This is a genomic window from Herbaspirillum sp. Sphag64 (genome assembly GCF_014192645.1).
Classification (GTDB): Bacteria; Pseudomonadota; Gammaproteobacteria; order Burkholderiales; family Burkholderiaceae_D; genus Herbaspirillum.
In genome coordinates this window covers 277,683-299,571 of record NZ_JACHYE010000004.1, presented here as the reverse complement: position 1 = coordinate 299,571, position 21,889 = coordinate 277,683, and the positions used below count along the sequence as shown (strand labels likewise).

Sequence of the window (21,889 nt, the reverse complement as noted above, 5' to 3'; positions counted from 1 at the left end):
CAAGACCAAATTAAAAGGGCTGAGTCCTGTGCAATACAGAACTCAGCCTTTGGCTGCCTAGCAATTAAACCGTCCAACTTTATGGGGTCAGTTCACGATCAAGGTGGGTTTTGTTTTTTAAAAGCCGATCGACTTACCAGCACCGAGCAAAGCAGCCACCCCCAGCAATGCAAAGATCAACGCGGCAATCGCATGCACCAGCCGTACCGGCATCCGGTGTGCAATCCGGTCACCCAGCAATACTGCCGGCACATTGGCAATCATGATGCCCAGCGTGGTACCGGCAACTACCGGCAGCACGGCGTGATATTGCGCAGCAAGGGCAATGGTGGCGAACTGGGTCTTGTCGCCCATCTCGGCCAGAAAAAAGGCAACCACGGTCGTACCAAACACACCGAAGCGTGCAAATCTGGCTTCACTTTCATCAAATTTGTCAGGGATCAACGTCCAGATCGCCATGCCAATAAATGACAAACCGAGTACCCAGCGCAGAATCTCGGGCGACAGCAATGAAGTGATCCAGGCGCCTAGCGCACCGGCGAAGCCATGATTGATGATGGTCGATACAAAAACGCCAGCAATAATGGGCAGAGGCTTGCGGAATTTTGCTGCGAGGATGAAGGCCAGCAGTTGCGTCTTGTCGCCGATTTCAGCCAGGGCGACAACGCCGGTAGATACGAGGAATGCGTCCAATGAGGTTCTCCATGGCCGGAACAAAAACAATGACCATGCGCTCTCCGGCCATTCCAGAGGCAACATGGTCAAAGGTCTTGTCAGCTTAGAACTTTTTACGATCTGTAGCGAGCGAGCCTCAGTGGCCGTCAAGCAGAGCGGAAACACCGGAATGTACTTGAGTACATGAGGATGTTGAGCACTGGTTGGCGGGCAATCAGGGCCGCGCAGTAAGATCATCAATACGTTCTTAGAAGTGCTTACGCCATGATCTATGGATCAAGTATGTTGACGTAAGCCCCCGCGGGCTTGTGCACGTTGCAACACGTGCAATACAGGGCGACTACTCCCCAATGACCGGCGCATTCTACGCAATTTGACGGTCTCAGTCCACAGGCATGGCATTGGTGATTTTTTTCCTGCATGATGCTGCTTTGATGTTTTTCGCCTTCTGCCTACTTTTCGTTATTTTCTTGCCCATGATCAATCGTCGTACTTTCCTCGGCAGCGCCGCTGCCAGCGCGGCTCTGGCCGCACTTGGCGTGCCTGCTTCGGCCCTGGCGGCCAATCGCCTCAAGCTCGGCAATGCCACTGCGTTCTCCTTCGAGACTTTGATTGCGCAGGCGCGGCAACTGGCGCAGGCTCCTTATCAGCCACAAGCCAAAGCGCCCGCCGAGATCCTCGACAAGATCGATTATGAACAACACGGCAAGATTCACTTCAAAACCGATGTTGCCCTGTTTGCCGACGGCCCGGGACAATTCCCGGTAACCTTTTTCCATCTGGGACGCTTTTTCCAGGCACCGGTCCATATGCATGTGCTGGAAGGCAGCGGCGAGCAGCAACAGGCGCGTGAAATCCTGTACGACGAGAGTTATTTCGACATGCCGACCGACAGCCCGGCCCGCAAACTGCCGCGCGGCAGTGGCTTTGCCGGCTTCCGTTTTCAGGAAAGTCGCCTGGGAGACCAGCAACAGCTCGACTGGAAAAAGAATGACTGGGTTGCCTTTCTTGGTGCCTCCTATTTCAGAGCTATCGGCGACCTGTATCAATATGGATTGTCCGCACGCGGCATCGCCATTGATGTCGCCCAAGCGGGCAAGGCCGAGGAGTTCCCGAATTTCACCCACTTCTATTTTGTGCCACCAACCGACAACAGTGACACCGTGGTGGTGTATGCCGTACTGGATGGCCCCAGCGTCACCGGCGCTTATAAGTTCATCATGCAGCGCGCTTCGCAGCCAGACTCCACACAGCAGGCTGACCAAAAGCCGGGCGTCATCATGGAAGTCGACTGCGCCTTATTCCTGCGCCGCGATATCGATCGTCTCGGCATCGCACCGGCAACGTCAATGTACTGGTTCTCGGAAACCGTTAAAGGTACCGGCACCGACTGGCGCCCGGAAGTGCATGACTCTGATGGACTGGCCATCTGGAATGGCGCGGGCGAACATATCTGGCGCCCGCTCAATAATCCGTCACACATCAGCGCTTCGGCCTTCAGCGACGACAATCCACATGGCTTCGGCTTGCTGCAACGCGACCGCAATTTTGATCACTATCAGGATGGCGTGCGCTATGAGCGCCGGCCCAGCCTGTGGGTGGAGCCGCTCGGCAGTTGGGGACCAGGCTCAGTGCAATTGATTGAAATCCCGACTGACGATGAAATTCACGACAATATTGTCGCCATGTGGGTACCACAGGCCAAAGCGACCGCCGGCAGTAGTTACCGATTCCGCTACCGCTTGCACTGGTTGCATGATGAACCGACGCCAAGCCCATTGGCACGTGTGGTCGCGACGCGTTTGGGCAATGGCGGTCAGCCGGGGCAGCCGCGCCCACGCAATGTGCGTAAGTTCATGGTGGAGTTTCTAGGCGGTCCGCTGGAAACACTGGCCTTCGGTGAATTGCCGGAAGCGGTGCTATCCAGCTCTCGCGGCAGCTTTTCCTATGTCTTTACGGAAGCAGTACCCGATGGCATCAGCGGTCATTGGCGCGCCCAGTTTGACCTCACCGTCGAGGGTGATGAGCCGGTCGATCTGCGCCTGTTCCTGCGCCACAAGAAACAGACGCTTTCGGAAACCTGGCTGTTCCAGTATCAGCCGTTCCAGACGCGCAACGTGTATTGATGTATTGATGCCAATCAGGAGGTAGCTGGCGGCGTCGTAAACTGGCGGCGCAACCAGCGCACGGGGGCGCCAATCAACGGCAACTTTTGCAGCAATTCTTCGGCTGCATCCCAGTAATCGCGATGCAGTACCACCAGCCCCTGCGTATCAAAGCGTAAGTGCGAGCCTCCCACGACTTCGTAAGGCTTGCCCTTGAGCCGGAAGGTAAACGTCCAGGTCACAAAGGCCTGATCACCATCGAGCAGACGTTCCCCAATCACAAATCGCGGATCGTCGGTCGCAGTGAACATGTGGGCAAAAATATGCGTAATACTTGCCACACCAATGACCTCATTGAACGGGTCCTTGAAGCGCGCCTCGCTAGCATAAAAACGCCCGATCTCCGGCAGGCTCTGGGGCGTGAGCGTGCCGTACCAATCCATCAACGCATCGAGTTGATTCTTGCTGGTCATTTGACATCCAGAAAACGTTCAAACAAGGCGAAGCGCAGGCGATACGGCAACATCTGCAGCAACTTCAGGAAACGCGTAAAGCGTTGCGGGAAGTGTATCTCGAAGCGACCTTCAGCAATACCATGCCAGATTGCTGTGGCTGCTGCTTCCGGCGTCTGAATCGCCGGCATGGTGAAATCGTTCTTCTGGGTCAGTTCGGTTTTGACGAAACCGGGATTGATCAGGTAAACATTCAAGCCTCTGCCATGCAAATCGCTGTATAAAATCTCCGCCAGATTGATCAGTGCCGCCTTACTGGGACCATATACACTGGCATTGGGCAAACCGATGTAGCCAGCCACGCTGGCGACCAACGCAATACCACCGCTGCGCCGCGCCAACATATCCGGCAAGACAGTTGCCAGTGCCGAATAGACACTGGCAAGATTGGTCCGCAGGGTCTGCAATGCACCATCGCTCGTAACTTCCCAGCTACGCTCAGGATGATAGTCGGCAGCGCAAAACAACACGAGATCGATCCCACCGAACTCCTTGCAAATGCGGTCATGGCTGCGGCGCCATGCATCATGATCGAGCACATCCAGCGGCACAATCAAAGCATTGGGAGCGCTACCAGCTACCCGCTGTAATGCCTCTTCCCTGCGCGCCGACAACGCTACCCGCGCTCCTTGCGCCAGCGCCTGACGCGCCAGTGCAGCACCGATACCACTGGAAGCACCAACCAGCCAGATGCGCTGGCCCGACCAGTCGCGCACTGGGGAATTCATGGGACTGAATATCATGATCTCTGCCGATCTTTAGTGAGTTTTGCGAAAAAACAAGGTCGCCTGACCCAGTTCTACGCCGAACTTGCTCATCGTGGTGCGATTGAGCAAGGTGTCTGCATCTGACTGAAAAATCCAGTCATCCATCTGCACTTCATAGGTCTTGCCGTCGACTGGCAAGAGCAAGGTATAACGCAGATTGAAGGCGTTTCCTGCGGCACGGCCAATGCCTTGCCCGATGACATCACCGGCGGTACCGATCCAGCTGCCATCAGGTTGACGTACCAGCGTCCAGGTCCGATCCTGCTTGCTGCCGTCGTCATTGGTGAAATGCTCCTCCAGAACCAGTTGATTGCCCTTGACGGTTCCGGTCATCTCAACATGCATGCGCTTGATGACTTCACCACTGCGCTTCTGGAACATGCCCCAAGCCTCAGTCTTGCCAGCAAAATATTGGGCAGGATCAAACACCGGTGTGTTGGCGGCGTAATGCGTCACATCTGGCCCGGCACAGGCTCCCAGGCTCGATAACGCGGCAATTGTGGCAAGCCGGGAAAGTAATTTTTTCATGAGTCAAGCTCCTGCTGAATGTGGAACAGTTGTGGGACAACGATTAAGGCAACGATTGAGGCTGCGAATCTGCCAGCGGCGCAGACTGGGTTTCACGCAAGCTTGCCGAGAGCAGCAATGCGAGCAACTTGAAGCCACAAGGTAAAACCGCATACACCCATGCCAGCGCACTATTGCCCGTCATGCCCGGTTGATAACCGAGTAGTGCCAGCAGCGGCAATGCCAGTCCGGAGACCGCCAACGCCAGCTTGGCCAGCAAGGTCCAGACGCCGTAATAGGCGGCCGTGCGGGTATCCCCTTCAATGATTCCGGCCAGCAGCACCGGCGGCAACGCCAGATCAGCGCCCAGTGCCAGACCTGCAGCGACACAGATCACGCCATATAGCAACACATCCCCTGCCTGTAAAAAGATGGTGCCGCTAAAAGCCAGAATTGCCAGCAGCATCCCTAGTCGCCAAGCCCGCAATACCCCCAATCGTCGCGCTGCGATAACCCAGCAAGGCAAACCAATTGCGGTTGACAGGAAATACACCGCCAGCAAAACACCCGATTGCGCAGCAGCCTGCAAATGGTCGTTGATGAAAAACAGCGCCAGCGTGGCTGGTATCGCGACCGAGATCGCATTCAAAAAATAGGGTAATAGCAGGCGACGGAACGCATGGTTAGCAGAGAGCGCAGCCATACTCTCTGCCCACCCTGCCTGCTGTGCGAGTTCAGAAGTTTGCAATGGATCAGCGACTGCCCTGTTCCACGGCGGTGCAAAGCCAAGCAAAGCTACCACCGCCAATCCCAGCACAATCGCGAAACCGCCTGCATAAACTGTGAGTTGCCACTCCACCGTTGCGGCGCCCGCCATGATCACCGACGGTGTCACACTGGCCACGATGGCACCGACCAAACCGGCCGCCTCGCGCGACGCCGAAGCCCCCAGCAAACCCTGAGTCTGCCCCGACAGGCGTGCCCCCCAGGACAGGTAGGCAATATTGAGCATGCTGTGCGCCAGATACACCAACAGCAACATCAAACCCAGCCAGCCCAGCAAGCCGGTACTATTGCCCCGCCACCACACCGGCGGCAGCCACAATCCACAAAACGACAAGCCCAACAACAACGCACCCGCGATCATCCAGAGCTGCAAACGGACGCCGGACAACCGGTCAATACAACGACCCAGCCAAGGGTCCTGCACGGTATCAACCAGTCGCGTCAGGAACAATACCCAGCCGGTGCTACCAATAGCCAAGCCCAGATGCGTCGTGTAATAGGTCGGCACCTGCAGGTACACCGGCAAGGCCGCCATTGCCAACGGCATGCCCAGCAACCCGTAGGCGACATATCGCCAACGCTGCGCCGCGGCAGATGCCATTAATTTTCCCCTAAAAGATGCTTGCGCAACTGCGCGTCACGACTTTGCGGATCTAGCCAGATATTGAAAAAAGCCTGTGCAAACTCCGGGTCAGAAATTTGTGCCAGCAATTGCGTGCGGTTGTAAAAACGCGCTCCCACACCCGGCAAATACACACCCACGAGCTGATCGCCTTCAAGCACATCGCGAAACGTGTTCTCTAGCAAGGTCTGCCATTGGCTATATTGCGCTTCGGTGTAGCGGCTGCCGGAGAGCCGACGAATTTCCTCGATACTGGCCTTGACCAGCCGCTCCCGGCTGATCGCACGCGCATAGGTCAACTCCAGCGCAAAGGCATGATGTGGATCAAAGGGAACACTCTCACTCCACAAGGACGCGCTGTAAATGCGAAAACCAAACCAGCGCAATTCACCATTACCATTGAGTTGCGCCTGCGGCAAATCATCATGCCAACCTGCGGCACGACCAGACGGCGTCACGCACCACAAACTCAGCAGCGACACCAGCAAAGACGCCATCATCAGAAAGCGGCGACGTGTTGCTTCAGGCCTTGTGCAACTGGAACTGGATGACATCGATTCGCTCCTCGTCGAAACCCACTTCGCAATAGACGTAATAGAGCTCCCACAGGCGCAGGAAACGTTCATCAAAACCTTGTGCAGCTATCGCCTCACGCTGCAGCAGGAAGCCATCACGCCAGCGCCGCAGCGTCTCGGCATAATCATGACCGAAGCGATACTGATCGAGCGTACGCAAGCCAGCACTGCGTGCCAGCGTACAAAAGCGCTCGGGGCTCGGCAGCATGCCGCCCGGGAAGATGTACTCGCGAATGAAGTCTGAGCTCGCGCGATAGCGCTCGAAATAACCTTCAGCAATCGTGATGGACTGGATCAGGGCCTGACCACCGGGACGCAGACGTGCCGACACCGTATCAAAATACTGCGGCCAGAATTGCTCACCGACGGCCTCAAACATTTCAATCGAGACCACTGCGTCGTACTGACCATTGAGGTCACGGTAATCGCACAGCTCCAGTACTGCCAACGACTCCAGTCCACGTTCGGCAATACGCTGCTGTGCCACCTTCAGCTGCGACGGAGAAATTGTTACGCCATGTACACGAATGCCGCGCGACGCCGCATGTTCGGCAAAGCCACCCCAGCCACAACCGATTTCGAGCACACTGTCGCCCGCCTTGAGCCCCAGCTGATCGATGATGCGCTGGTATTTACAACCCTGTGCAGCCTCCAGACTGAGCGCATGATTACCCTCAAAAATCGCGCTGGAATAGGTCCAGCTGCGATCCAGCCAGAGTGCATAGAAGTCATTGCCGATGTCGTAATGGGCATGAATATTCTTGCGGCTTCCCTGCTTCGTGTTGGAGCGCATCCAGTGGCGCAGGCGATACCACATTTCGGCTAGCTTGCCGCCGAAGATCATGCGCTGCAGCTCGGCCTGATTGCGCAGACACAGGCGCAATAATGCAGCGAGGTCTGGCGTATCGATCCAGCCCGCAGCATAGCTCTCCGCAAAGCCGATATCACCAGCTCGCAACATGCTACCGCAGGCGCGCCAATCCTTGATATGCAAGGTTGCACTAGGCGGCTCATGGACGTCACCAAACATCATCATATTGCCGTGCGGCGTCAGCAATTGCAGATGACCGTGTGCCAGATGATTAAGCAGGCGCAGGAAAATTCTGGTAGACAAAGGGACTGAGCCCGCTGCATTGGCAGCGTTGGCGGTCACGGTCAGTTCCGGCATCGTATGCTGATGCAGTTCATTGCGGTTCATATCGACATTCACAATGAAGTCTCCTTATTCAAAGTCACAAGCGAATCCGCCCCTGCGGCGCGCTCCGGCTTACTAAAAAAGGGAACACGCTTGCGCCATAACTTCCATGCCTGCCAATGGATCTTGAGGAGGATGCCGGCACTCATGAACGGTTGTGCCAGCAACGCCTTACGTGCACCGCTGCGGTCCAGCGCCTGCACCTTGCCACCGACCGCCGTGTGCATCAGCACGCCCTGACCGTCGTCATAGTCGATTCCCACCATCGCGGTGGTGGCGGTATCGCGAAAACGAAAATGGTAAGTCCCACGCACTTCGCAAAACGGTGAGACGTGCATCAGCTTGGCACACTGCAAGTGCGTGTCAGCGCTGATGACACCTTGATCCGGCGCAACCAGCAAATAACGCTGGGTTTCACCAAAAGTATTGTTGACCTCGGCCAGTACCGCGCGCAAAGCGCCGCTACGGTCATGGCAGTACCAGAAGCTGACCGGATTGAAAACAACACCAAACAAGCGCGGAAACGTCTGCAGCCAGATTTCACCATCGGCAGGCAAACCCGCGTTGCGCAAATGATCACGCATCCAGGCATCGAGACTGCTACCGTCGCGCGGACCATAGTCACGCGTACGCAGCGACATCAGACGCCGCCGATCAATACCAAACCAACGATTTCCCGCATCTTCCAGTCGGGCCACATTGATACGGAGGTAAAACACCGGATAAACAAAGCGATGTACAACAGGACGCAGACGCTCGTGCATCACCTGACCACGGATCAGGTAAGCGGGCGCGTGCCTGCCATCCTGTAGGACATTCATGGGGTCACCTTTGCCCACGTCGGCGCAACGCCAAAATCGGCTGCCACGCGCAAGGCAGATTTCAAGCCATCTTCATGGAAACCATAACCGGTCCAGGCGCCGGCAAACCAGACCCCGCGACGCCCCTGTATCGATGCCAGACTTTGCTGTGCAGCCACAGCTACCTCATCAAAAACCGGATGCTCATATTCAAAACGGGCCAGCACATGCGCCGGGTCCGGTGCACTGAACGGATTCAGTGTCACCATCACATCTGTCTTGCACGGCAGCGCCTGCAACTGATTGAGCCAATAACTCACGCAGACCGGACGGCTGCCGTCTTCTGCAACATCACTGCCACCGATGTAATTCCAGGCCGACCAGACCTTGCGCCGACGTGGCATCAGGGATGGATCCGTGTGCAAATAAGCGACATTCGGCTGATAACGGGCAGCGCAAAGCAAGATGCGTTCAGCCGGTGTTGCGTCGGTGAGTATGTTCAGCGTCTGTGGCGCATGGGTAGCAAAAACCACCGCATCAAAGAACTGCTCGTCGGCGTCGGTACGCACAATAAAGCGACCGCTCTCCTGCCGCACTTCACGCACGGGTGTTTTCAATCGGACTTGCGACAACTGCGCGGCAATCTTGCGTACGTAACTACGCGCGCCGCCCAATACAGTGCGCCATTGCGGACGACCATTCACCTGCAGCAAACCGTGGTTGAGGCAGAAACGCAAAAATGTACTGGCCGGGAATTCCAGAATGTCCGCTGGCGAACTCGACCAGATCGCCGCTGCCATTGGTAATAGATAGGCATCGCGAAACAGGTTGCCGTAATTACCGCTGGTGATCAGCTTCTTCAACGTGACAGGCCGCGCCCGCGCCGCCGCCAGATTCGCTTCCGCACTCCGGTTGAAGCGTAGTATGTCTCGCAACATCCCCAGAAACGCCGGCGAAAAGGCGCGCTTACGCTGGGCAAACACGGTATCCAGGCTGGTACCAGCCCACTCAAATTTGCCCGCATCGAGCGACACCCCAAACGACATATCCGTGGCATAACTGGCAACTTCAAGCTCATCTAGCAAGGCAATCAGATTGGGATAGGTCTTTTCATTAAAGACCAGAAAACCTGTATCGACCGCGAAACTCTTGCCCTCCAGCGTGAGATCGACTGTATTGGTGTGGCCGCCCAGGTAATGCCCGGCCTCAAAGAGCACCACTTCGTGCCGACGCTCCAAAAAATAGGCGCTCGCCAGCCCGGAAATACCCGCGCCGATTACTGCAATCTTTTGTCGCCGCTCGTCCATAGAATTGTCGTTATTGAAGGTTTGCACTAGTGGGTCCAGTGCTTCAGTGCTAAGATTACTACCAAACAGAAATAAAATCTACTGATTAGTAGCGAAAGAAACTCGTGAGTATTTTTAGCAAATTAAGCTTCAAGGACCAAGCCTTCCGCCTGCGGGAGAACGCCATTCTGGACGCCGCCACCAGCGTGCTCGGCAGCAAGGGCTTCGATCTGATGACGATGGACGATGTGGCTGGTGCGGTCGGCATTTCCAAACCCAGCCTCTATAAACACTTCAAGTCCAAGGAAGATCTGGTCGGGGAGGCGCTGATCCGGCTCATTGACGGCGCCATCGCGTATCTCGACCAGATGGATCCGACACTAGGTCCGCGCGACAAGCTCTCGGCATTGCTGGAATGGTGTCTGCGCGTAAGGCTGGAGGGGGGCTTGCCGTTTCTACCTTCGACCAGTGCGCATGTGCGCGACATGCTCATGCGCAATCTCAAGTATGTGACCCGGGTATTGAAGCTCAATGGCCAACTGGAGAAGCTGGTGCAGGCCGCGCAAAAGGCTGGCCAGCTCAATCCGGATCTGCCGACAGACGTCATCCTGTTCAGTTATTACGCCCGCACTTGTGATCCGGCAGTGGAATATTTACAACGCTTCAGTAAGATGAACGACGACGCCGTCGTGACCCACATGCTCAAAGTCGCATTTGACGGCATCTCAAAGGCGGCACCGCAAGCATAGCAATTGGCACAGGACGATTTGCCACCAATAACAGCCGGGGAGTCAGGCATGTTCACGAGATTTCAGCGCCATCTGGTACAGGTCAACGGCATCGGCATCAACTATCTGCGTGGCGGCGCTGGTCCGGCGCTACTGCTGCTGCACGGCCATCCGCAAACCCACGTGATCTGGCACAAGATCGCTGAACAACTGGCGCAACGTTACACCGTGATTGCTGCCGATCTGCGTGGCTACGGTGACAGTAGCAAGCCGGTCGGATTGCCTGACCACAGTAATTACGCCAAACGCGTGATGGCGCAGGACCAGGTCGAACTGATGGCATCACTCGGCTTTTCCAGTTTTCTGGTGATGGGTCACGATCGCGGTGGCCGCGTCGCTTATCGAATGGCGCTCGATCATCCAGAGGTTGTGCGCAAGCTGGTGGTCCTCGACATTGCGCCGACGCTGGCCATGTATGAACAGACCAGCCGAGCCTTTGCTACCGCTTACTACCACTGGTTCTTCCTGATCCGCCCGGCACCATTCCCGGAAACCCTGCTCAATGCCAATCCTGACGAATATCTACGTCATACCATTGGTGGACGCAGTGCCGGTCTGACCCCGTTCACGCCTGCAGCCTACGATGAATACCTCCGCTGTCTGCGTAATCCAGCGACCATCCACGGCATCTGTGAAGACTATCGTGCCAGTGCCAGCATTGACCTGGAGCATGAGCGCGCCGATCTGGCGGCAGGCAACAAGATCAACTGTGACATGCGCGTCTATTGGGGCAAGCAAGGCGTGATCGAACAGTGTTTTGATCCACTGGTGGAATGGCAGCGCCTGGCCAGAAAAGTCACCGGCCATGCGCTCGACTGCGGCCACTACGTTCCTGAAGAAGCGCCGGAAGCCTTGCTGGCAGAAGTGCTGCCATTTTTTGCTGACTGAATGGCTGCCTGAGCGCGACGTGCGCTGCGCTTACGCGCCCAGATCAATACGCCCGTCACACTCAGCACAGCCACTGTAAGGCCCATCAAGGAAATAAGAATACGTCCTGGCAGCCCCAGAATGCGTCCCGAATGCAAGGGAAACTGGGCCTGCAAAAACAGGTCGCCAGCACTCCCTGTTCCCGGAATTTTACTGCCCACGAGTTGCCCGTTGCGCGCATCAAAATACAGCCACGCATTGCCCAGACCGGCATCACCGTGATCGTTGCCGAGCTCGAAAAATCCAACACCATACAAGCCCGCTGCGGAGGAATAAAAAATCCCGCCAACGGGCAAACGCCAGCCACGTCGCTGCCGCTCGCGCTCTGCCAGTTCAACAATCTGCTCGCGACTTAATGACGCCACCTCGGCAGATGCGCCCGGAGGATGCGCAAATGGATCCGGAGATAAGGTAGAAAAGACCTGCAACAGAGGGCGAACTACTGGCCGCTCGAGATTCATCGACACCGATGTCACAGCAAGGATCAGTAGCAAGATCCAACACCAGACACCGCCGGAACGATGCAGATCAAAATTGAGCTTGTGTCCCCCTGCCTGCCAGCGAAACGCCAATGATTTGCGCCAGCTACGCCAGTTGGGAAACGAGAGCCACAAGGCCACCAGACAATCGACTGCCCACAACAAGCCGATGATTCCCATCAGCCAGATACCAATTTCAATGCCACCAGCCTGCGGCAAAAACATCGTGTAATGCAGCTTGTAGAGAAATGGCAGCAGGTTTTCCCGGCGCAGAGACAATTCACCCCAGGTACGTTGCCCCTGTATTTCCCCCGTGACCGGATCAACCGCAATCTGGTTGAAACCCAGTACAGCAGGCAAGCCTGTCTGCGGATCAGTGCGCCCCTCCACCATCATGCTGCTGGTATGACCTGGCTCTGTCTGGGTCAGCACATAGGTCACCCGCATCTGCGGATGGGCGGCCTCAAGCTGATTCGCCAAGGTCAGTCCAGGCAAGACTGGCCCCGGCAACTGCTGCCCGGCACTCCGTGCCTGAAACAACTGCGGATTGAGCAAGGCATCAAGCTCGTGATCCCAGGAGATGATGGCGCCGGTCAGTCCAGCGATGAACAAAAATAACGCCGCACTCAAGCCAAACCAGCGGTGCATGATCACCAGCAATGGACGCAGCATCTTCATCACCGACCCGCCTAGTACTTCCAGTTGATGGAAACGCTGCCGTTGATCGGCGCACCGTAATAAGCCTGTGACCAATACAGGCTGGAGAGGTATTTCTTGTTGGTGACGTTGTTCAGATTGGCACTGACGCTGACACTTTTACTGATGTCATAGTGCACCATCAGATTGAGCAAGGCGTAAGCCGGCTGCACGGTCGTGACGGTCGTACTTTGCGTGTACCGGGTCTCACCCTGCCAGTTCAGGCTGGCACCGACCTTCATCTTTTCCATCCACGGTAATTGATAGGTGGTTGCCATCCGCACTAGCTGATGCGGCACATAGGTACGGGCATCCTGTCCCTGATCGTTCTTGATGGTCATCGTGGTATAGCCAATGCTGCCCTGCCAGCCCTTGCCCAGTTCACCTGAGAGCTCCATTTCAAGCCCTTCGGAATGGGCATTGATGCCGGTGTAATAGGCAGTGGCACCAACGTAACCGGCTTGTTCGGCGGCATTGTTCTGCTCGACCCGGAACACGGCAATGGACGCATTCAACTTGCGATCAAAGAGCTCACTCTTGAGGCCGGTTTCGTAACTCTTGCCGGTCACAGGTGCCAGCGTCGCGCCGCTTGCATTCCTCTGATATTGCGGGCTGAAGATACCCGCATAGCTGGCATAGGCCGACAGATTTTTGGTCAGGTCGTAGACCAGCCCTGCATAGGGCGTGGTATCGCTGGCACTGGTCTGGTGGCTGACACCGTAGGCAATGCCGCTGCTATTCGCATTGGTGTAATTAAAGCCCAGCAAGAGCTTGAGGTTATCGGCCAGATTCAAACGGGTTGCGGCATAGACGGTCTGGCGACGGTCGGTATAGCTGCTGCCATCGATAGAAGCGTCGAAGCTTGGTTCCGCATAGCTGCCATCGAAGGCACCAGTCGCACTCAAGGCAATACCGGATTGCCCATAGTGCGAGATGTCATCCAGCGTCGAGCGCGACCAGCCGACACCCAGACTCAGATCGTGCTCACGGCCTGCCAATGTGTATTTACCAGTGACATTGCTATCAATGACGGTTTGCCGGTTTTCACTGTTATACAACGAGGGATAGCTATACAAGCCCAGTCCGGTACTCTGATTGGGTGTGCCATACACGTAGAACAGCGCACTATCGGAAGTCAGCTGGTTGCAGCCGAGCGTCGTCTTCCAGCTCCAGTCATTGGCCAGCTTATGCTTTACCTCGACGAAGCTGCGTTGCTCCTCCGTGTTGAAATAAGACCAATCCGCCGAGGTACTCGTACCCACACCATAATTGGTCGGATTGCCATTGGTGTAATACAGCGGCAACGCCCCCCACATGGCACCGGTCGATTTGTTTTTCTGATAGCTGTAGCCAAGCGTGAGCAGCGTATCGTCACTCAGATTAGCCTCTACCACACCATAGAATCCGGTCTTGCTGGGACGATAACGGTCGAGATAGGAATTGCCATCCTGCTGCATCACCACCAACCGTCCTGCAACTGTCCCAGCACTATTAAGTGGACCTGAAATATCAGCATCCAGCCGCCGCGTGTTCCACGAGCCATAGGTCAAGCCCACCGAGGATTCAACGTCATACGTCGGACGCTTTCGGACAAAATTCACGGTCGCAGAGGGATTCCCGGTGGACGACATCAACCCATTGGCACCACGCACGACTTCGATCCGGTCGTACATCGCCGTGTCGATATCGCCATACTGGTTGCCAAAAGTGAGCGGCACACCAACACCATCGAACTGGAAATTGGTGATATCGAAACCACGCGCCGTGTAATAGGTGCGATCGGTTTCCACCTTCTCCACGGTCACGCCAGTGGTATTGGTCAACACCTCATTAATGTTGCTCTGGTGAAAGTCGTCCATCTTGGCCCGCGTGACCACGGTCACCGACTGCGGTGTCTCACGCAACGACATCTCCATCCGGGTGGCGGCGGTACTGTCATTGACTGTATAGGCACGGGTTTTCTCGGTAGGTTGTTGTTGCTCACTGGTCCCTTGCACAGAAATTTCTGGCAAGGCGGTATCCGCTGCTGCCTGCTGAGCCAATGCTGGCGTGACAGTCGCCGCAACAGTCGCTGACAACACCATCAGCAAAGCCAGACGTAAAGGCTTCAAAGGAAACGAAGAACAGGCGAGGTGTAGTGGTGTCGATTCAACGTAATGACGGCGCAATGGCAGCGCAGGAAGACTAGGCATTTCTGGATCCGTAAGCAGTCGTAAAAGGGTGAAAATGTTTCGTTACAACACTAAAGGCTACGGATAATAATGCGAATGATTATTAATTGCAAATGATAATGATTCTATTTAAATGAAGAAAAATAGACTCTTGTTCCTGATGCCATCGCAACAATACCGAGCCAATAGAGACCGGGCGTCACATATGGATATGCAATTTCCTTCGTTCCAGAACATCCCGTGGATGCCTATAGTGTTTGACTCTCACGGCATACCGCCCGAACCCGTTGCTGAAGATTTCGTATGCGCCCTTCCCGATTATTGGACAGCCTTTTTTCTCCTGTTATACCGCTGCTCACGGCAATCCTGCTGATCATGGTCAGTAACCAGGCCCGCGCCGATGCCACCCTCGACAAAATCCATCAACGCGGCAAAATCATTGTCGGCGTGCTGCTCGACGGCACCTATGGATCGATTGACCCGGCCACCCGCAAACCTCAGGGATACAGCGTCGAACTTGCCGAAAGCCTTGCTAAACATCTGGGCGTAACTCTGGAAACGGTTGCCGTCGTACCGCCCAACCGGGTGCAGTTTCTGCAGCAAGGCAAAGTCGACGCGCTTATCGCCAGCATGCAATACACCAAGGAACGCGCCGAGATCCTCAGCTACGTGCCGACACCATTTGAAGAAATCGGTGGCTCCGCCATGGTACGCAAAGACAGTGGCATCAAGAACTGGAGCGATCTGCGCGGCAAACCCGTCTGCGTCTCGCAAGGCAGTAACTACAGCAAACCACTGATCGAACAATACGGTGCCGAGGTCAAGGGTTTCAAAGGCATGCCCGAAGCGCTGCTCGGCCTGCGCGGTGGTAACTGCGTCGCCTCGGTGCATGTCACGCCCGGCATTCAGTCGCGCCTGCGTAACGATGCCGCCGAATGGAAGGACTACGAGTCGCCCATGCCGGTGCAACTGATTCCCTCACCGTCTGTGATCTGGGTGCGCAAAGGCGAAACCGATACCGTTGCCGCCTTTGACAACATTGTGCAGGACTGGCACCGCAGCGGCTTTCTGATCAACGAAGGCAACCAGCACAACATGCCACCCTCAGCCTTTTTGCTGAGCCAGCACGACAAATTCAAGAACCTCGTCCAATCCAAGCAATGACGCAACAAACACCACGCCAGATGCATCTGGGCCTCTTCCTGCAAGGCGCAGGGCATCACGTCGCAGGCTGGCGCCATCCCGATGCCGACTCCGGGAGCGAAAATCTGGCCCTGCTGCAACGCGCAGCACAGACTGCCGAACGCGCCAAATTTGATATGGTCTTTCTGGCCGATGGTTTAACCAGCGGTGCCGACGCCCATCCGTCGTTTGCGGTGCGCATCGAGCCACTCTGTCTGCTCTCGGCGCTGGCGATGGGCACTACCCACATCGGTCTCGCGGCAACTGCCTCCACGACCTACAGCGAGCCGTTTCACATTGCCCGTGCATTTGCCTCGCTTGATCATTTGAGCAATGGCCGCGCAGCGTGGAATGTGGTTACCACCTCCTACGACAAATCAGCCGCCAACTTCACACGCGGCAATCACCCTGCACATGAACAACGCTATGCCATGGCAGGCGAGTTTGTCGATGTCGTCAGAGGATTGTGGGATAGCTGGCAAGACGGCGCAGTACTGCGCGATAAAAGCAGTGGCGTCTATTTCGATGCCAGCAAGGTTCATGCACTCAATCATCAAGGTCCTTTCTTCTCGATTCGTGGCCCGCTCAATGTTTCACGCGCACCGCAAGGACATCCGGTCCTGATTCAGGCAGGTTCTTCCAGCGATGGTCAGGAACTGGCGGCACGCACGGCCGAGATTGTCTTCACGGCGCAGCAGACGCTGGAATCAGCGCAGGCTTTTTATCGTGATCTCAAATCGCGCTTGAGAAAATATGGCCGGCAACCGGAGCACTTGCATGTGATGCCGGGCATTTTCCCGGTCATCGGCAGTAGCGAACAGGAAGCACAAGATAAATATGCGCAGTTGCAAAGCTGGGTCGATACCACGGGTGAATTATCGCCGGGCGCGCTGGCATTGCTGTCAGACCGTCTTGGTCATGACATCTCTGGTTATCCACTGGATGGTCCCTTGCCAGACTTGCCTGAATCAAATCAAAACAAGAGTCGCGCCAAGCTACTCACTGATCTGGCGCGGCGCGACAATCTGACACTGCGTCAGCTCTATCACGTGGTCGCTGGCGCACGTGGTCATCGTATCGTCTGCGGCACGCCAGTGCAGGTGGCGGATGCATTGGAAGAGTGGTTTCTGAAGGACGCTGCCGATGGCTTCAACATCATGCCGCCCTACTTTCCGACTGGGCTGGATGAGTTTGTGGAATTGGTCGTACCGGAGTTGCAGCGCCGTGGCTTGTTCCGTACCGAGTATCAAGGACGCACGTTGCGTGCGCATCTGGGACTGACAGTGCCAGCGAATCGCTACGATTGATCAGACTTTCCGTCGAGCTTCAGAAACAGGTCACGATCCGGCGAAAAATTGGCATACAGTGGCAGCAAGGCACCACCGATGGCACGCGCATCCGAGCCAATGGTGCCGGCCAGCAAACGGGGGCGGTTGACACCTTCCCAGTTGTAATAACCGAGCGCGGTTTCCACCTCAACCAGCAATCTGTCGAGCAGACTACGGTCACAAGAGCCATCAATGATGATCTCACCGAGATCGAGCAAGCATGCCGTGCTATTGATGGCCAGTGCAATCGCGCGCGCAGCATCGTCAAGCCAGGCTAAAGTGTGCGTCAGCCAAGGCACTTGCAAGGCACGCGCATCGCCGCAGGCTGTTTCATCCAGACCAGTGGCACTGAACAATTGCTCCAGCTTGAACAGGGAAGCATCACTAAGCAACTGCTCTGGTGCAGTGTCACGACCATTTTTCGCCAGCCCCAGCGGAATCGAGGCCAACGCGCCGGCATTGCCATGCAGGCCGCCACGCAGATGGCTATCAATCACCAATCCACCGCCGATGAAGGTATCAATGAAGATGTACAGATAGGTTCGGATGCTGCGACCTCGGCCTGCCACCAACTCGGCAACACAGGCAGCAGCGGTATCCTTGGCAAACTCCACCGGCAAATCCGTCATGGCTTGTACCTGCCGGCGAATATCCAGGTGATTCCATTTGTCGGCCTGCTCAGGAACAATGCCAAGCTGCTTTTGCCAGCCACCTAGGCGCAACGGTGCTGCAATTCCAATGCCACTCAAACGCTGCACGCGCGCAGGTCCAAGTCGAAGATACATGCTGTCAAGCTGCCGCTCGATTTCTGCAAACAGGGTATCGGGATCAGGAAATGGATACGACACCGATGCCCGTTCACGCGGCTGACCAACGAAGTCCAGAAGCAATATATCCATGCTTCTGCGACCAATTTTGATACCAATCGAGAATGCTCCCTCCGGGTTGAGCGCAATCGGCACTGACGGCTGCCCCACCTTACCGCGTAATGGCGGCAACTTGACGACTAGTTGTTCCTCCAGCAAACGATTGATGATCAGCGATACCGTCTGCGTACTCAGATTTGTCAGTCGCGCCAGATCCGCCTTGGGCATGCTGCCGTGAAAGCGTATCGCCTGCAACACCACGCGCTCATTGAACTGGCCCATACCGAGCTGGTTCGAGCCGCGCGGTCTGAGCCAGTTGCTGTTCGCTTCGGTGGCAACGCTATCCATCGGTTCCATATTGACTGTACTGCCGGTTAAGCAGCAGCCTCCTCTGCGAGGATGACGCCTTTTTTAAAGATGAAGTTGGCATAGGGTTGCATTTCGCCGGTTTGCACGATCACGTAAGCCTGCTTGACACGCTCATAAAAACTGAACCGCTCCATCGCCTCGCACTGCTCCGGCTGCGCGACGTCATTGTCTTTTAGCAAATTCACAATCGAGGTTTGTAAACCGGTCAGATAACCTGACGCCGTATTGCACACCTTCATATACGCCACCGGTTGTGCCACGGCAGCATCCAGCGGAAAGACGCTCAGCACAGCCTGACAGGCACGATGCAAATCATTCCCCGGCAAGCGGATAATCGGCTTGCCGCGCCCCAGTGAAGCTGCCGTAAAATTGGCATCCACCACCGCGACTTCATCGCCATGCCCCATCTCGCACAATACCTTGAGCAAGTCGGGCGACAACAGCGGATCGATTCCTTTAAGCATGCGCGTTCTCCGGTAAGTCCTGCGGATTCTTGGCCCCGGTCATGACTGCCACGGTATCCGACATACTGATCGTTTTAGGATTCACTACCGCCACGCGCTTGCCGAGACGTTGGATGTGAATACGATCAGCGATTTCAAACACATGTGGCATGTTATGGCTGATCAGGATGACCGACAAGCCGCGATCGCGTACCCGGCGAATCAGCTCCAGCACCATATTGCCCTCCTTCACGCCGAGTGCAGCAGTTGGCTCATCCAGAATCACCACATGCTTGGCAAAAGCCGTGCTACGCGCTACCGCGACACCCTGACGCTGGCCACCAGATAAGGTTTCGACAGCCTGACTCATGGAGCGAATGCCGATTTTAAGATCCTGCATGTGACGAATCGCCTCGGACAACATCTTCTTTTTATCAGTCAGCCGGAATAGCTTACCGAGCAAACCCGGCTTTAATATTTCGCGTCCCAAAAACAGGTTTTCCGCAATTGTCATTGCCGGTGCCACTGCCAAGTCCTGATAGACCGTCTCGATTCCATGCGCACGCGCATCGATCGGTGAGCTGAAATGGACCGCTTTGCCAGCTAGCAGCAATTGCCCCGCATCGGGAATCACGGCACCTGACAACGCCTTGATCAGCGATGATTTACCGGCACCGTTATCGCCAATTACCGCCAGAATTTCGCCAGCGCGCAACTCAAAGTCAGCACCATCCAGTGCCGTGACCTGACCATAACGTTTGACCAGACCGCGCGCCTGAAAAATGATCTCAGTAGTGGTTGTCATCTCTCAGCCCTTTTTATGTGTCAGTTGATCGGTAGCGACAGCAAGAATCACCAGTACGCCCGTGACCAGGACCTGAAATACCGACGGTACGCCCATCAAGGTCAGGCCATTGCGAAACACACCCACAATCAAGACACCAATCAAGGTACCAGTAACGGAACCGCGTCCACCGAACAGGCTTGTGCCACCCAGCACAACGGCGGTAATACTATCGAGATTTTCGGTCTGTCCAGATTGCGGATCACCCACCCCCATGCGCGCCACCGACAGCAGTGACGCCACGCCATACAGCAAGCCCGCCAACATATAGACCTTGACCAGCACACGATCCGTTGCGATCCCGGTCAGACGCGCCGCCTCGCGGTTATTACCTACCGCATAGATATGCCGTCCGGGCGCGGTATTGCGCAGATAAAACCAGACCAGCGCATACAACGCCAGCATCAGCAAGGTACCAAAGGTGATACTGGTTTGACCAAACTGAAAGGTATTACCCAGAAACTGCAAAGTCTCCGGCAGATCAGTCACCGTTTGCGCACCCGAATACAGTTGCGTAATGGCAAAGACGATATTCATCGTGCCCAATGTCACAATGAACGACGGTAGCTTGATCTTGGTCACCAGCACGCCATTGACCAGTCCGATCAAAGTGCAGGCCAGCAAGCCGCAAGCGACTGCCAGATAAGGATGCAAGCCCAGCTCGGTAGCAAATTTACTGATGATGATGGAGCCCAGCGCCATCGCCATCCCACAGGACAGATCAATCCCGGCAGTCAGAATGATCAACGTTTGTCCGATGGCAATCACACCGACCACCATGACTTGTTGCAGGATCAGCGAAAAATTCTGGCCGCTGAAAAAATGTGACGACTGGGTAGCAAAGAAGAAGCATGCCGCCAGCAATGCCACTAATGGCCCCAGCGACGACATCGGGGGCAGACGATCAGAGGGGAATTTCATGAAGAGGTCTCGCGGTAGATTCAGCAAAGGGAGTGGCCGCCTGCCAAGGCAGCAACACTCCGGTTTCAATCTTATTTTTTACCCCAGCAGGCATCGAGGCCGAACTGAGTGTCTTTGCTGGTAACGTCTTTTTGTGGATGGTCCGTAATCAGGGTCACGCCGGTATCCACATAACCACTGATCTTTGTCCCGTTTTTGGCGTAGTTGACGCCGGCGTCCACACCGAGCGCAGCCATCTTCAACGGATATTGTTGCGAGGTTGCCGCAATCATGCCCGCCTTCACGTTACGCACACCTTCGCAGCCACCGTCAACGGACACGATCATCACGCTCTTTTCTTTGCCGGCTGCCTTAAGCGCCTTGTATGCACCAGCGGCGGCAGGCTCGTTGATGGCATAGACCAGATTGATATCGGGATTCTTTTGCAGACAGTTTTCCATCGCGGTCTGGCCTTTCGCCTGATCGCCATAGCTATCCTGCATGCAGACCAGCGCCGGGTCGCCCTTCTTCACACCGACCCCCTGCAGGAAGCCATCATGGCGCGCGATACCGACCGGATGTCCTGGAAACAGATCTAGTGTCGCAATCTTCAGTGGCTTGTTGCCCAGGCTGGCCTTGGCATACTGACCGATCAAGATGCCAGCCTTCAGATTGTCGGTAGCAAACAAGGCATCGGCAGCTTCTTGCGGATCAGTCGGGCTGTCCAGCGTAATCACCATCACACCTTGAGCGCGCGCCTTCTTGAGCGACGGCACGATGGCTTTGGAATCGCTAGGGGTAATCAAAATGGTTTTGGCACCGGCGGCGATCATGTTTTCAATGGCGGTGACCTGACCGGCATTGTCGCCATCGGATTTACCTGCAGCAGTCAGCAGTTTGGCACCTTTGAGTCTTGCGGCTTCTTGTGCGCCTTCCTTCATCTTGACGAAAAAGGGATTGGTATCGGTTTTGGTGATCAGGCCGATGATGGGCTGGTCGGCTGCTGCAGCAACTGAAGCAGCGGATGCAACCGCTGCCAGCATTGCCAGCGCAATGCAGTTTTTCA

Annotated in this window: 21 protein-coding genes and 1 riboswitch; of the genes, 5 read left to right on the top strand and 16 right to left on the bottom strand. The window is 55.8% G+C overall.

Features of this window, described 5'->3' with window-relative positions:
- Nucleotides 1–117: 117 nt before the first annotated feature.
- Nucleotides 118–693 (bottom strand): TMEM165/GDT1 family protein, encoded by a 576-nt coding sequence (locus FHW66_RS10055; RefSeq protein WP_183379634.1) that lies wholly within the window; start codon nucleotides 691–693, stop codon nucleotides 118–120.
- A gap of 223 nt (nucleotides 694–916) precedes the next feature.
- Nucleotides 917–1,036, bottom strand: a riboswitch (yybP-ykoY riboswitch).
- 115 nt (nucleotides 1,037–1,151) lie between these two features.
- Between FHW66_RS10055 and FHW66_RS10050 the strand changes: the two genes are divergently transcribed.
- Nucleotides 1,152–2,801, top strand: a complete 1,650-nt coding sequence (locus FHW66_RS10050; RefSeq protein WP_183379633.1) for a glucan biosynthesis protein — start codon at nucleotides 1,152–1,154, stop codon at nucleotides 2,799–2,801.
- A 14-nt stretch (nucleotides 2,802–2,815) separates the two neighbouring features.
- Here the strand turns inward: FHW66_RS10050 and FHW66_RS10045 are convergent, their stop codons facing one another.
- From FHW66_RS10045 to FHW66_RS10010, 8 genes are read right to left on the bottom strand one after another with little or no spacing between them, the layout of a single operon-like run.
- Nucleotides 2,816–3,253, bottom strand: coding sequence for a nuclear transport factor 2 family protein (locus FHW66_RS10045; RefSeq protein ID WP_183379632.1), 438 nt, complete (start codon nucleotides 3,251–3,253; stop codon nucleotides 2,816–2,818).
- The gene (locus FHW66_RS10040; RefSeq protein ID WP_255458905.1) at nucleotides 3,250–4,035 is read right to left on the bottom strand and encodes an SDR family NAD(P)-dependent oxidoreductase; all 786 of its coding nucleotides are present in this window, start codon (nucleotides 4,033–4,035) and stop codon (nucleotides 3,250–3,252) included. The genes FHW66_RS10045 and FHW66_RS10040 overlap by 4 nt, the downstream gene beginning before the upstream one ends.
- A gap of 15 nt (nucleotides 4,036–4,050) precedes the next feature.
- Nucleotides 4,051–4,587: a DUF3833 domain-containing protein gene (locus tag FHW66_RS10035; protein ID WP_183379630.1), complete on the bottom strand. Its 537-nt coding sequence runs from the start codon at nucleotides 4,585–4,587 to the stop codon at nucleotides 4,051–4,053.
- Between the two features lie 43 nt (nucleotides 4,588–4,630).
- Nucleotides 4,631–5,953, bottom strand: a complete 1,323-nt coding sequence (locus FHW66_RS10030; protein WP_183379629.1) for an MFS transporter — start codon at nucleotides 5,951–5,953, stop codon at nucleotides 4,631–4,633.
- A complete protein-coding gene (locus tag FHW66_RS10025; protein ID WP_255458904.1) occupies nucleotides 5,953–6,528 on the bottom strand; it encodes a chalcone isomerase family protein in 576 nt (191 codons plus the stop codon). The genes FHW66_RS10030 and FHW66_RS10025 overlap by 1 nt, the downstream gene beginning before the upstream one ends.
- Entirely contained in the window at nucleotides 6,497–7,717 is a 1,221-nt protein-coding gene (locus FHW66_RS10020) for a cyclopropane-fatty-acyl-phospholipid synthase family protein (protein WP_183379660.1), read from the bottom strand. The genes FHW66_RS10025 and FHW66_RS10020 overlap by 32 nt, the downstream gene beginning before the upstream one ends.
- Before the next feature lie 38 nt (nucleotides 7,718–7,755).
- Complete coding sequence (locus FHW66_RS10015) at nucleotides 7,756–8,565, bottom strand: DUF1365 domain-containing protein (RefSeq protein WP_183379628.1); 810 nt, start codon at nucleotides 8,563–8,565, stop codon at nucleotides 7,756–7,758.
- A complete protein-coding gene (locus FHW66_RS10010) occupies nucleotides 8,562–9,851 on the bottom strand; it encodes an NAD(P)/FAD-dependent oxidoreductase (protein WP_183379659.1) in 1,290 nt (429 codons plus the stop codon). Before FHW66_RS10010 ends, FHW66_RS10015 begins: the two co-directional genes overlap by 4 nt.
- 104 nt (nucleotides 9,852–9,955) lie before the next feature.
- On the opposite strand from FHW66_RS10010, the gene FHW66_RS10005 reads away from it, so the two are divergent.
- Complete coding sequence (locus FHW66_RS10005; RefSeq protein ID WP_183379627.1) at nucleotides 9,956–10,579, top strand: TetR/AcrR family transcriptional regulator; 624 nt, start codon at nucleotides 9,956–9,958, stop codon at nucleotides 10,577–10,579.
- A gap of 48 nt (nucleotides 10,580–10,627) precedes the next feature.
- Entirely contained in the window at nucleotides 10,628–11,506 is an 879-nt protein-coding gene (locus tag FHW66_RS10000) for an alpha/beta fold hydrolase (protein ID WP_183379626.1), read from the top strand.
- Here the strand turns inward: FHW66_RS10000 and FHW66_RS09995 are convergent.
- Together FHW66_RS09995 and FHW66_RS09990 are read right to left on the bottom strand one after the other, a co-directional pair.
- The gene (locus tag FHW66_RS09995; protein ID WP_183379658.1) at nucleotides 11,443–12,693 is read right to left on the bottom strand and encodes a PepSY domain-containing protein; all 1,251 of its coding nucleotides are present in this window, start codon (nucleotides 12,691–12,693) and stop codon (nucleotides 11,443–11,445) included. The two genes, FHW66_RS10000 and FHW66_RS09995, sit on opposite strands and share 64 nt — an antisense overlap.
- A 20-nt stretch (nucleotides 12,694–12,713) precedes the next feature.
- Nucleotides 12,714–14,912, bottom strand: coding sequence for a TonB-dependent siderophore receptor (locus FHW66_RS09990; protein ID WP_183379625.1), 2,199 nt, complete (start codon nucleotides 14,910–14,912; stop codon nucleotides 12,714–12,716).
- A gap of 282 nt (nucleotides 14,913–15,194) precedes the next feature.
- On the opposite strand from FHW66_RS09990, the gene FHW66_RS09985 reads away from it, so the two are divergent.
- Together FHW66_RS09985 and FHW66_RS09980 are read left to right on the top strand one after the other, a co-directional pair.
- The gene (locus tag FHW66_RS09985; RefSeq protein ID WP_183379624.1) at nucleotides 15,195–16,055 is read left to right on the top strand and encodes a transporter substrate-binding domain-containing protein; all 861 of its coding nucleotides are present in this window, start codon (nucleotides 15,195–15,197) and stop codon (nucleotides 16,053–16,055) included.
- A complete protein-coding gene (locus tag FHW66_RS09980) occupies nucleotides 16,052–17,380 on the top strand; it encodes an LLM class flavin-dependent oxidoreductase (RefSeq protein WP_183379623.1) in 1,329 nt (442 codons plus the stop codon). Before FHW66_RS09985 ends, FHW66_RS09980 begins: the two co-directional genes overlap by 4 nt.
- Here the strand turns inward: FHW66_RS09980 and FHW66_RS09975 are convergent.
- The 5 genes from FHW66_RS09975 to FHW66_RS09955 form a co-directional block, all read right to left on the bottom strand.
- Nucleotides 17,371–18,624, bottom strand: a complete 1,254-nt coding sequence (locus FHW66_RS09975; RefSeq protein ID WP_183379622.1) for an ROK family transcriptional regulator — start codon at nucleotides 18,622–18,624, stop codon at nucleotides 17,371–17,373. The genes FHW66_RS09980 and FHW66_RS09975 overlap by 10 nt on opposite strands.
- A 17-nt stretch (nucleotides 18,625–18,641) precedes the next feature.
- A complete protein-coding gene (locus FHW66_RS09970; protein WP_183379621.1) occupies nucleotides 18,642–19,100 on the bottom strand; it encodes an RbsD/FucU family protein in 459 nt (152 codons plus the stop codon).
- Nucleotides 19,093–19,884, bottom strand: coding sequence for an ATP-binding cassette domain-containing protein (locus FHW66_RS09965; protein WP_183379620.1), 792 nt, complete (start codon nucleotides 19,882–19,884; stop codon nucleotides 19,093–19,095). Before FHW66_RS09965 ends, FHW66_RS09970 begins: the two co-directional genes overlap by 8 nt.
- Nucleotides 19,885–19,887: 3 nt before the next feature.
- On the bottom strand, nucleotides 19,888–20,844 hold the full coding sequence (locus FHW66_RS09960; RefSeq protein WP_183379619.1) for an ABC transporter permease: 957 nt from the start codon (nucleotides 20,842–20,844) through the stop codon (nucleotides 19,888–19,890).
- 71 nt (nucleotides 20,845–20,915) lie between these two features.
- A complete protein-coding gene (locus FHW66_RS09955) occupies nucleotides 20,916–21,866 on the bottom strand; it encodes a sugar ABC transporter substrate-binding protein (RefSeq protein ID WP_183379657.1) in 951 nt (316 codons plus the stop codon).
- Nucleotides 21,867–21,889 lie beyond the last annotated feature (23 nt).

What these genes read in the sequence shown, in the direction of transcription:
- FHW66_RS10050 (WP_183379633.1), top strand. Translation starts at nt 1,152, where the DNA reads ATGATCAATCGTCGTACTTTCCTCGGCAGCGCCGCTGCCAGCGCGGCT.
- FHW66_RS10045 (WP_183379632.1), bottom strand. Translation starts at nt 3,253, where the DNA reads ATGACCAGCAAGAATCAACTCGATGCGTTGATGGATTGGTACGGCACG.
- FHW66_RS10040 (WP_255458905.1), bottom strand. Translation starts at nt 4,035, where the DNA reads ATGATATTCAGTCCCATGAATTCCCCAGTGCGCGACTGGTCGGGCCAG.
- FHW66_RS10035 (WP_183379630.1), bottom strand. Translation starts at nt 4,587, where the DNA reads ATGAAAAAATTACTTTCCCGGCTTGCCACAATTGCCGCGTTATCGAGC.
- FHW66_RS10030 (WP_183379629.1), bottom strand. Translation starts at nt 5,953, where the DNA reads ATGGCATCTGCCGCGGCGCAGCGTTGGCGATATGTCGCCTACGGGTTG.
- FHW66_RS10025 (WP_255458904.1), bottom strand. Translation starts at nt 6,528, where the DNA reads ATGTCATCCAGTTCCAGTTGCACAAGGCCTGAAGCAACACGTCGCCGC.
- FHW66_RS10020 (WP_183379660.1), bottom strand. Translation starts at nt 7,717, where the DNA reads ATGCCGGAACTGACCGTGACCGCCAACGCTGCCAATGCAGCGGGCTCA.
- FHW66_RS10015 (WP_183379628.1), bottom strand. Translation starts at nt 8,565, where the DNA reads ATGAATGTCCTACAGGATGGCAGGCACGCGCCCGCTTACCTGATCCGT.
- FHW66_RS10010 (WP_183379659.1), bottom strand. Translation starts at nt 9,851, where the DNA reads ATGGACGAGCGGCGACAAAAGATTGCAGTAATCGGCGCGGGTATTTCC.
- FHW66_RS10000 (WP_183379626.1), top strand. Translation starts at nt 10,628, where the DNA reads ATGTTCACGAGATTTCAGCGCCATCTGGTACAGGTCAACGGCATCGGC.
- FHW66_RS09990 (WP_183379625.1), bottom strand. Translation starts at nt 14,912, where the DNA reads ATGCCTAGTCTTCCTGCGCTGCCATTGCGCCGTCATTACGTTGAATCG.
- FHW66_RS09985 (WP_183379624.1), top strand. Translation starts at nt 15,195, where the DNA reads ATGCGCCCTTCCCGATTATTGGACAGCCTTTTTTCTCCTGTTATACCG.
- FHW66_RS09980 (WP_183379623.1), top strand. Translation starts at nt 16,052, where the DNA reads ATGACGCAACAAACACCACGCCAGATGCATCTGGGCCTCTTCCTGCAA.
- FHW66_RS09975 (WP_183379622.1), bottom strand. Translation starts at nt 18,624, where the DNA reads ATGGAACCGATGGATAGCGTTGCCACCGAAGCGAACAGCAACTGGCTC.
- FHW66_RS09970 (WP_183379621.1), bottom strand. Translation starts at nt 19,100, where the DNA reads ATGCTTAAAGGAATCGATCCGCTGTTGTCGCCCGACTTGCTCAAGGTA.
- FHW66_RS09965 (WP_183379620.1), bottom strand. Translation starts at nt 19,884, where the DNA reads ATGACAACCACTACTGAGATCATTTTTCAGGCGCGCGGTCTGGTCAAA.
- FHW66_RS09960 (WP_183379619.1), bottom strand. Translation starts at nt 20,844, where the DNA reads ATGAAATTCCCCTCTGATCGTCTGCCCCCGATGTCGTCGCTGGGGCCA.
- FHW66_RS09955 (WP_183379657.1), bottom strand. Translation starts at nt 21,866, where the DNA reads ATGCTGGCAGCGGTTGCATCCGCTGCTTCAGTTGCTGCAGCAGCCGAC.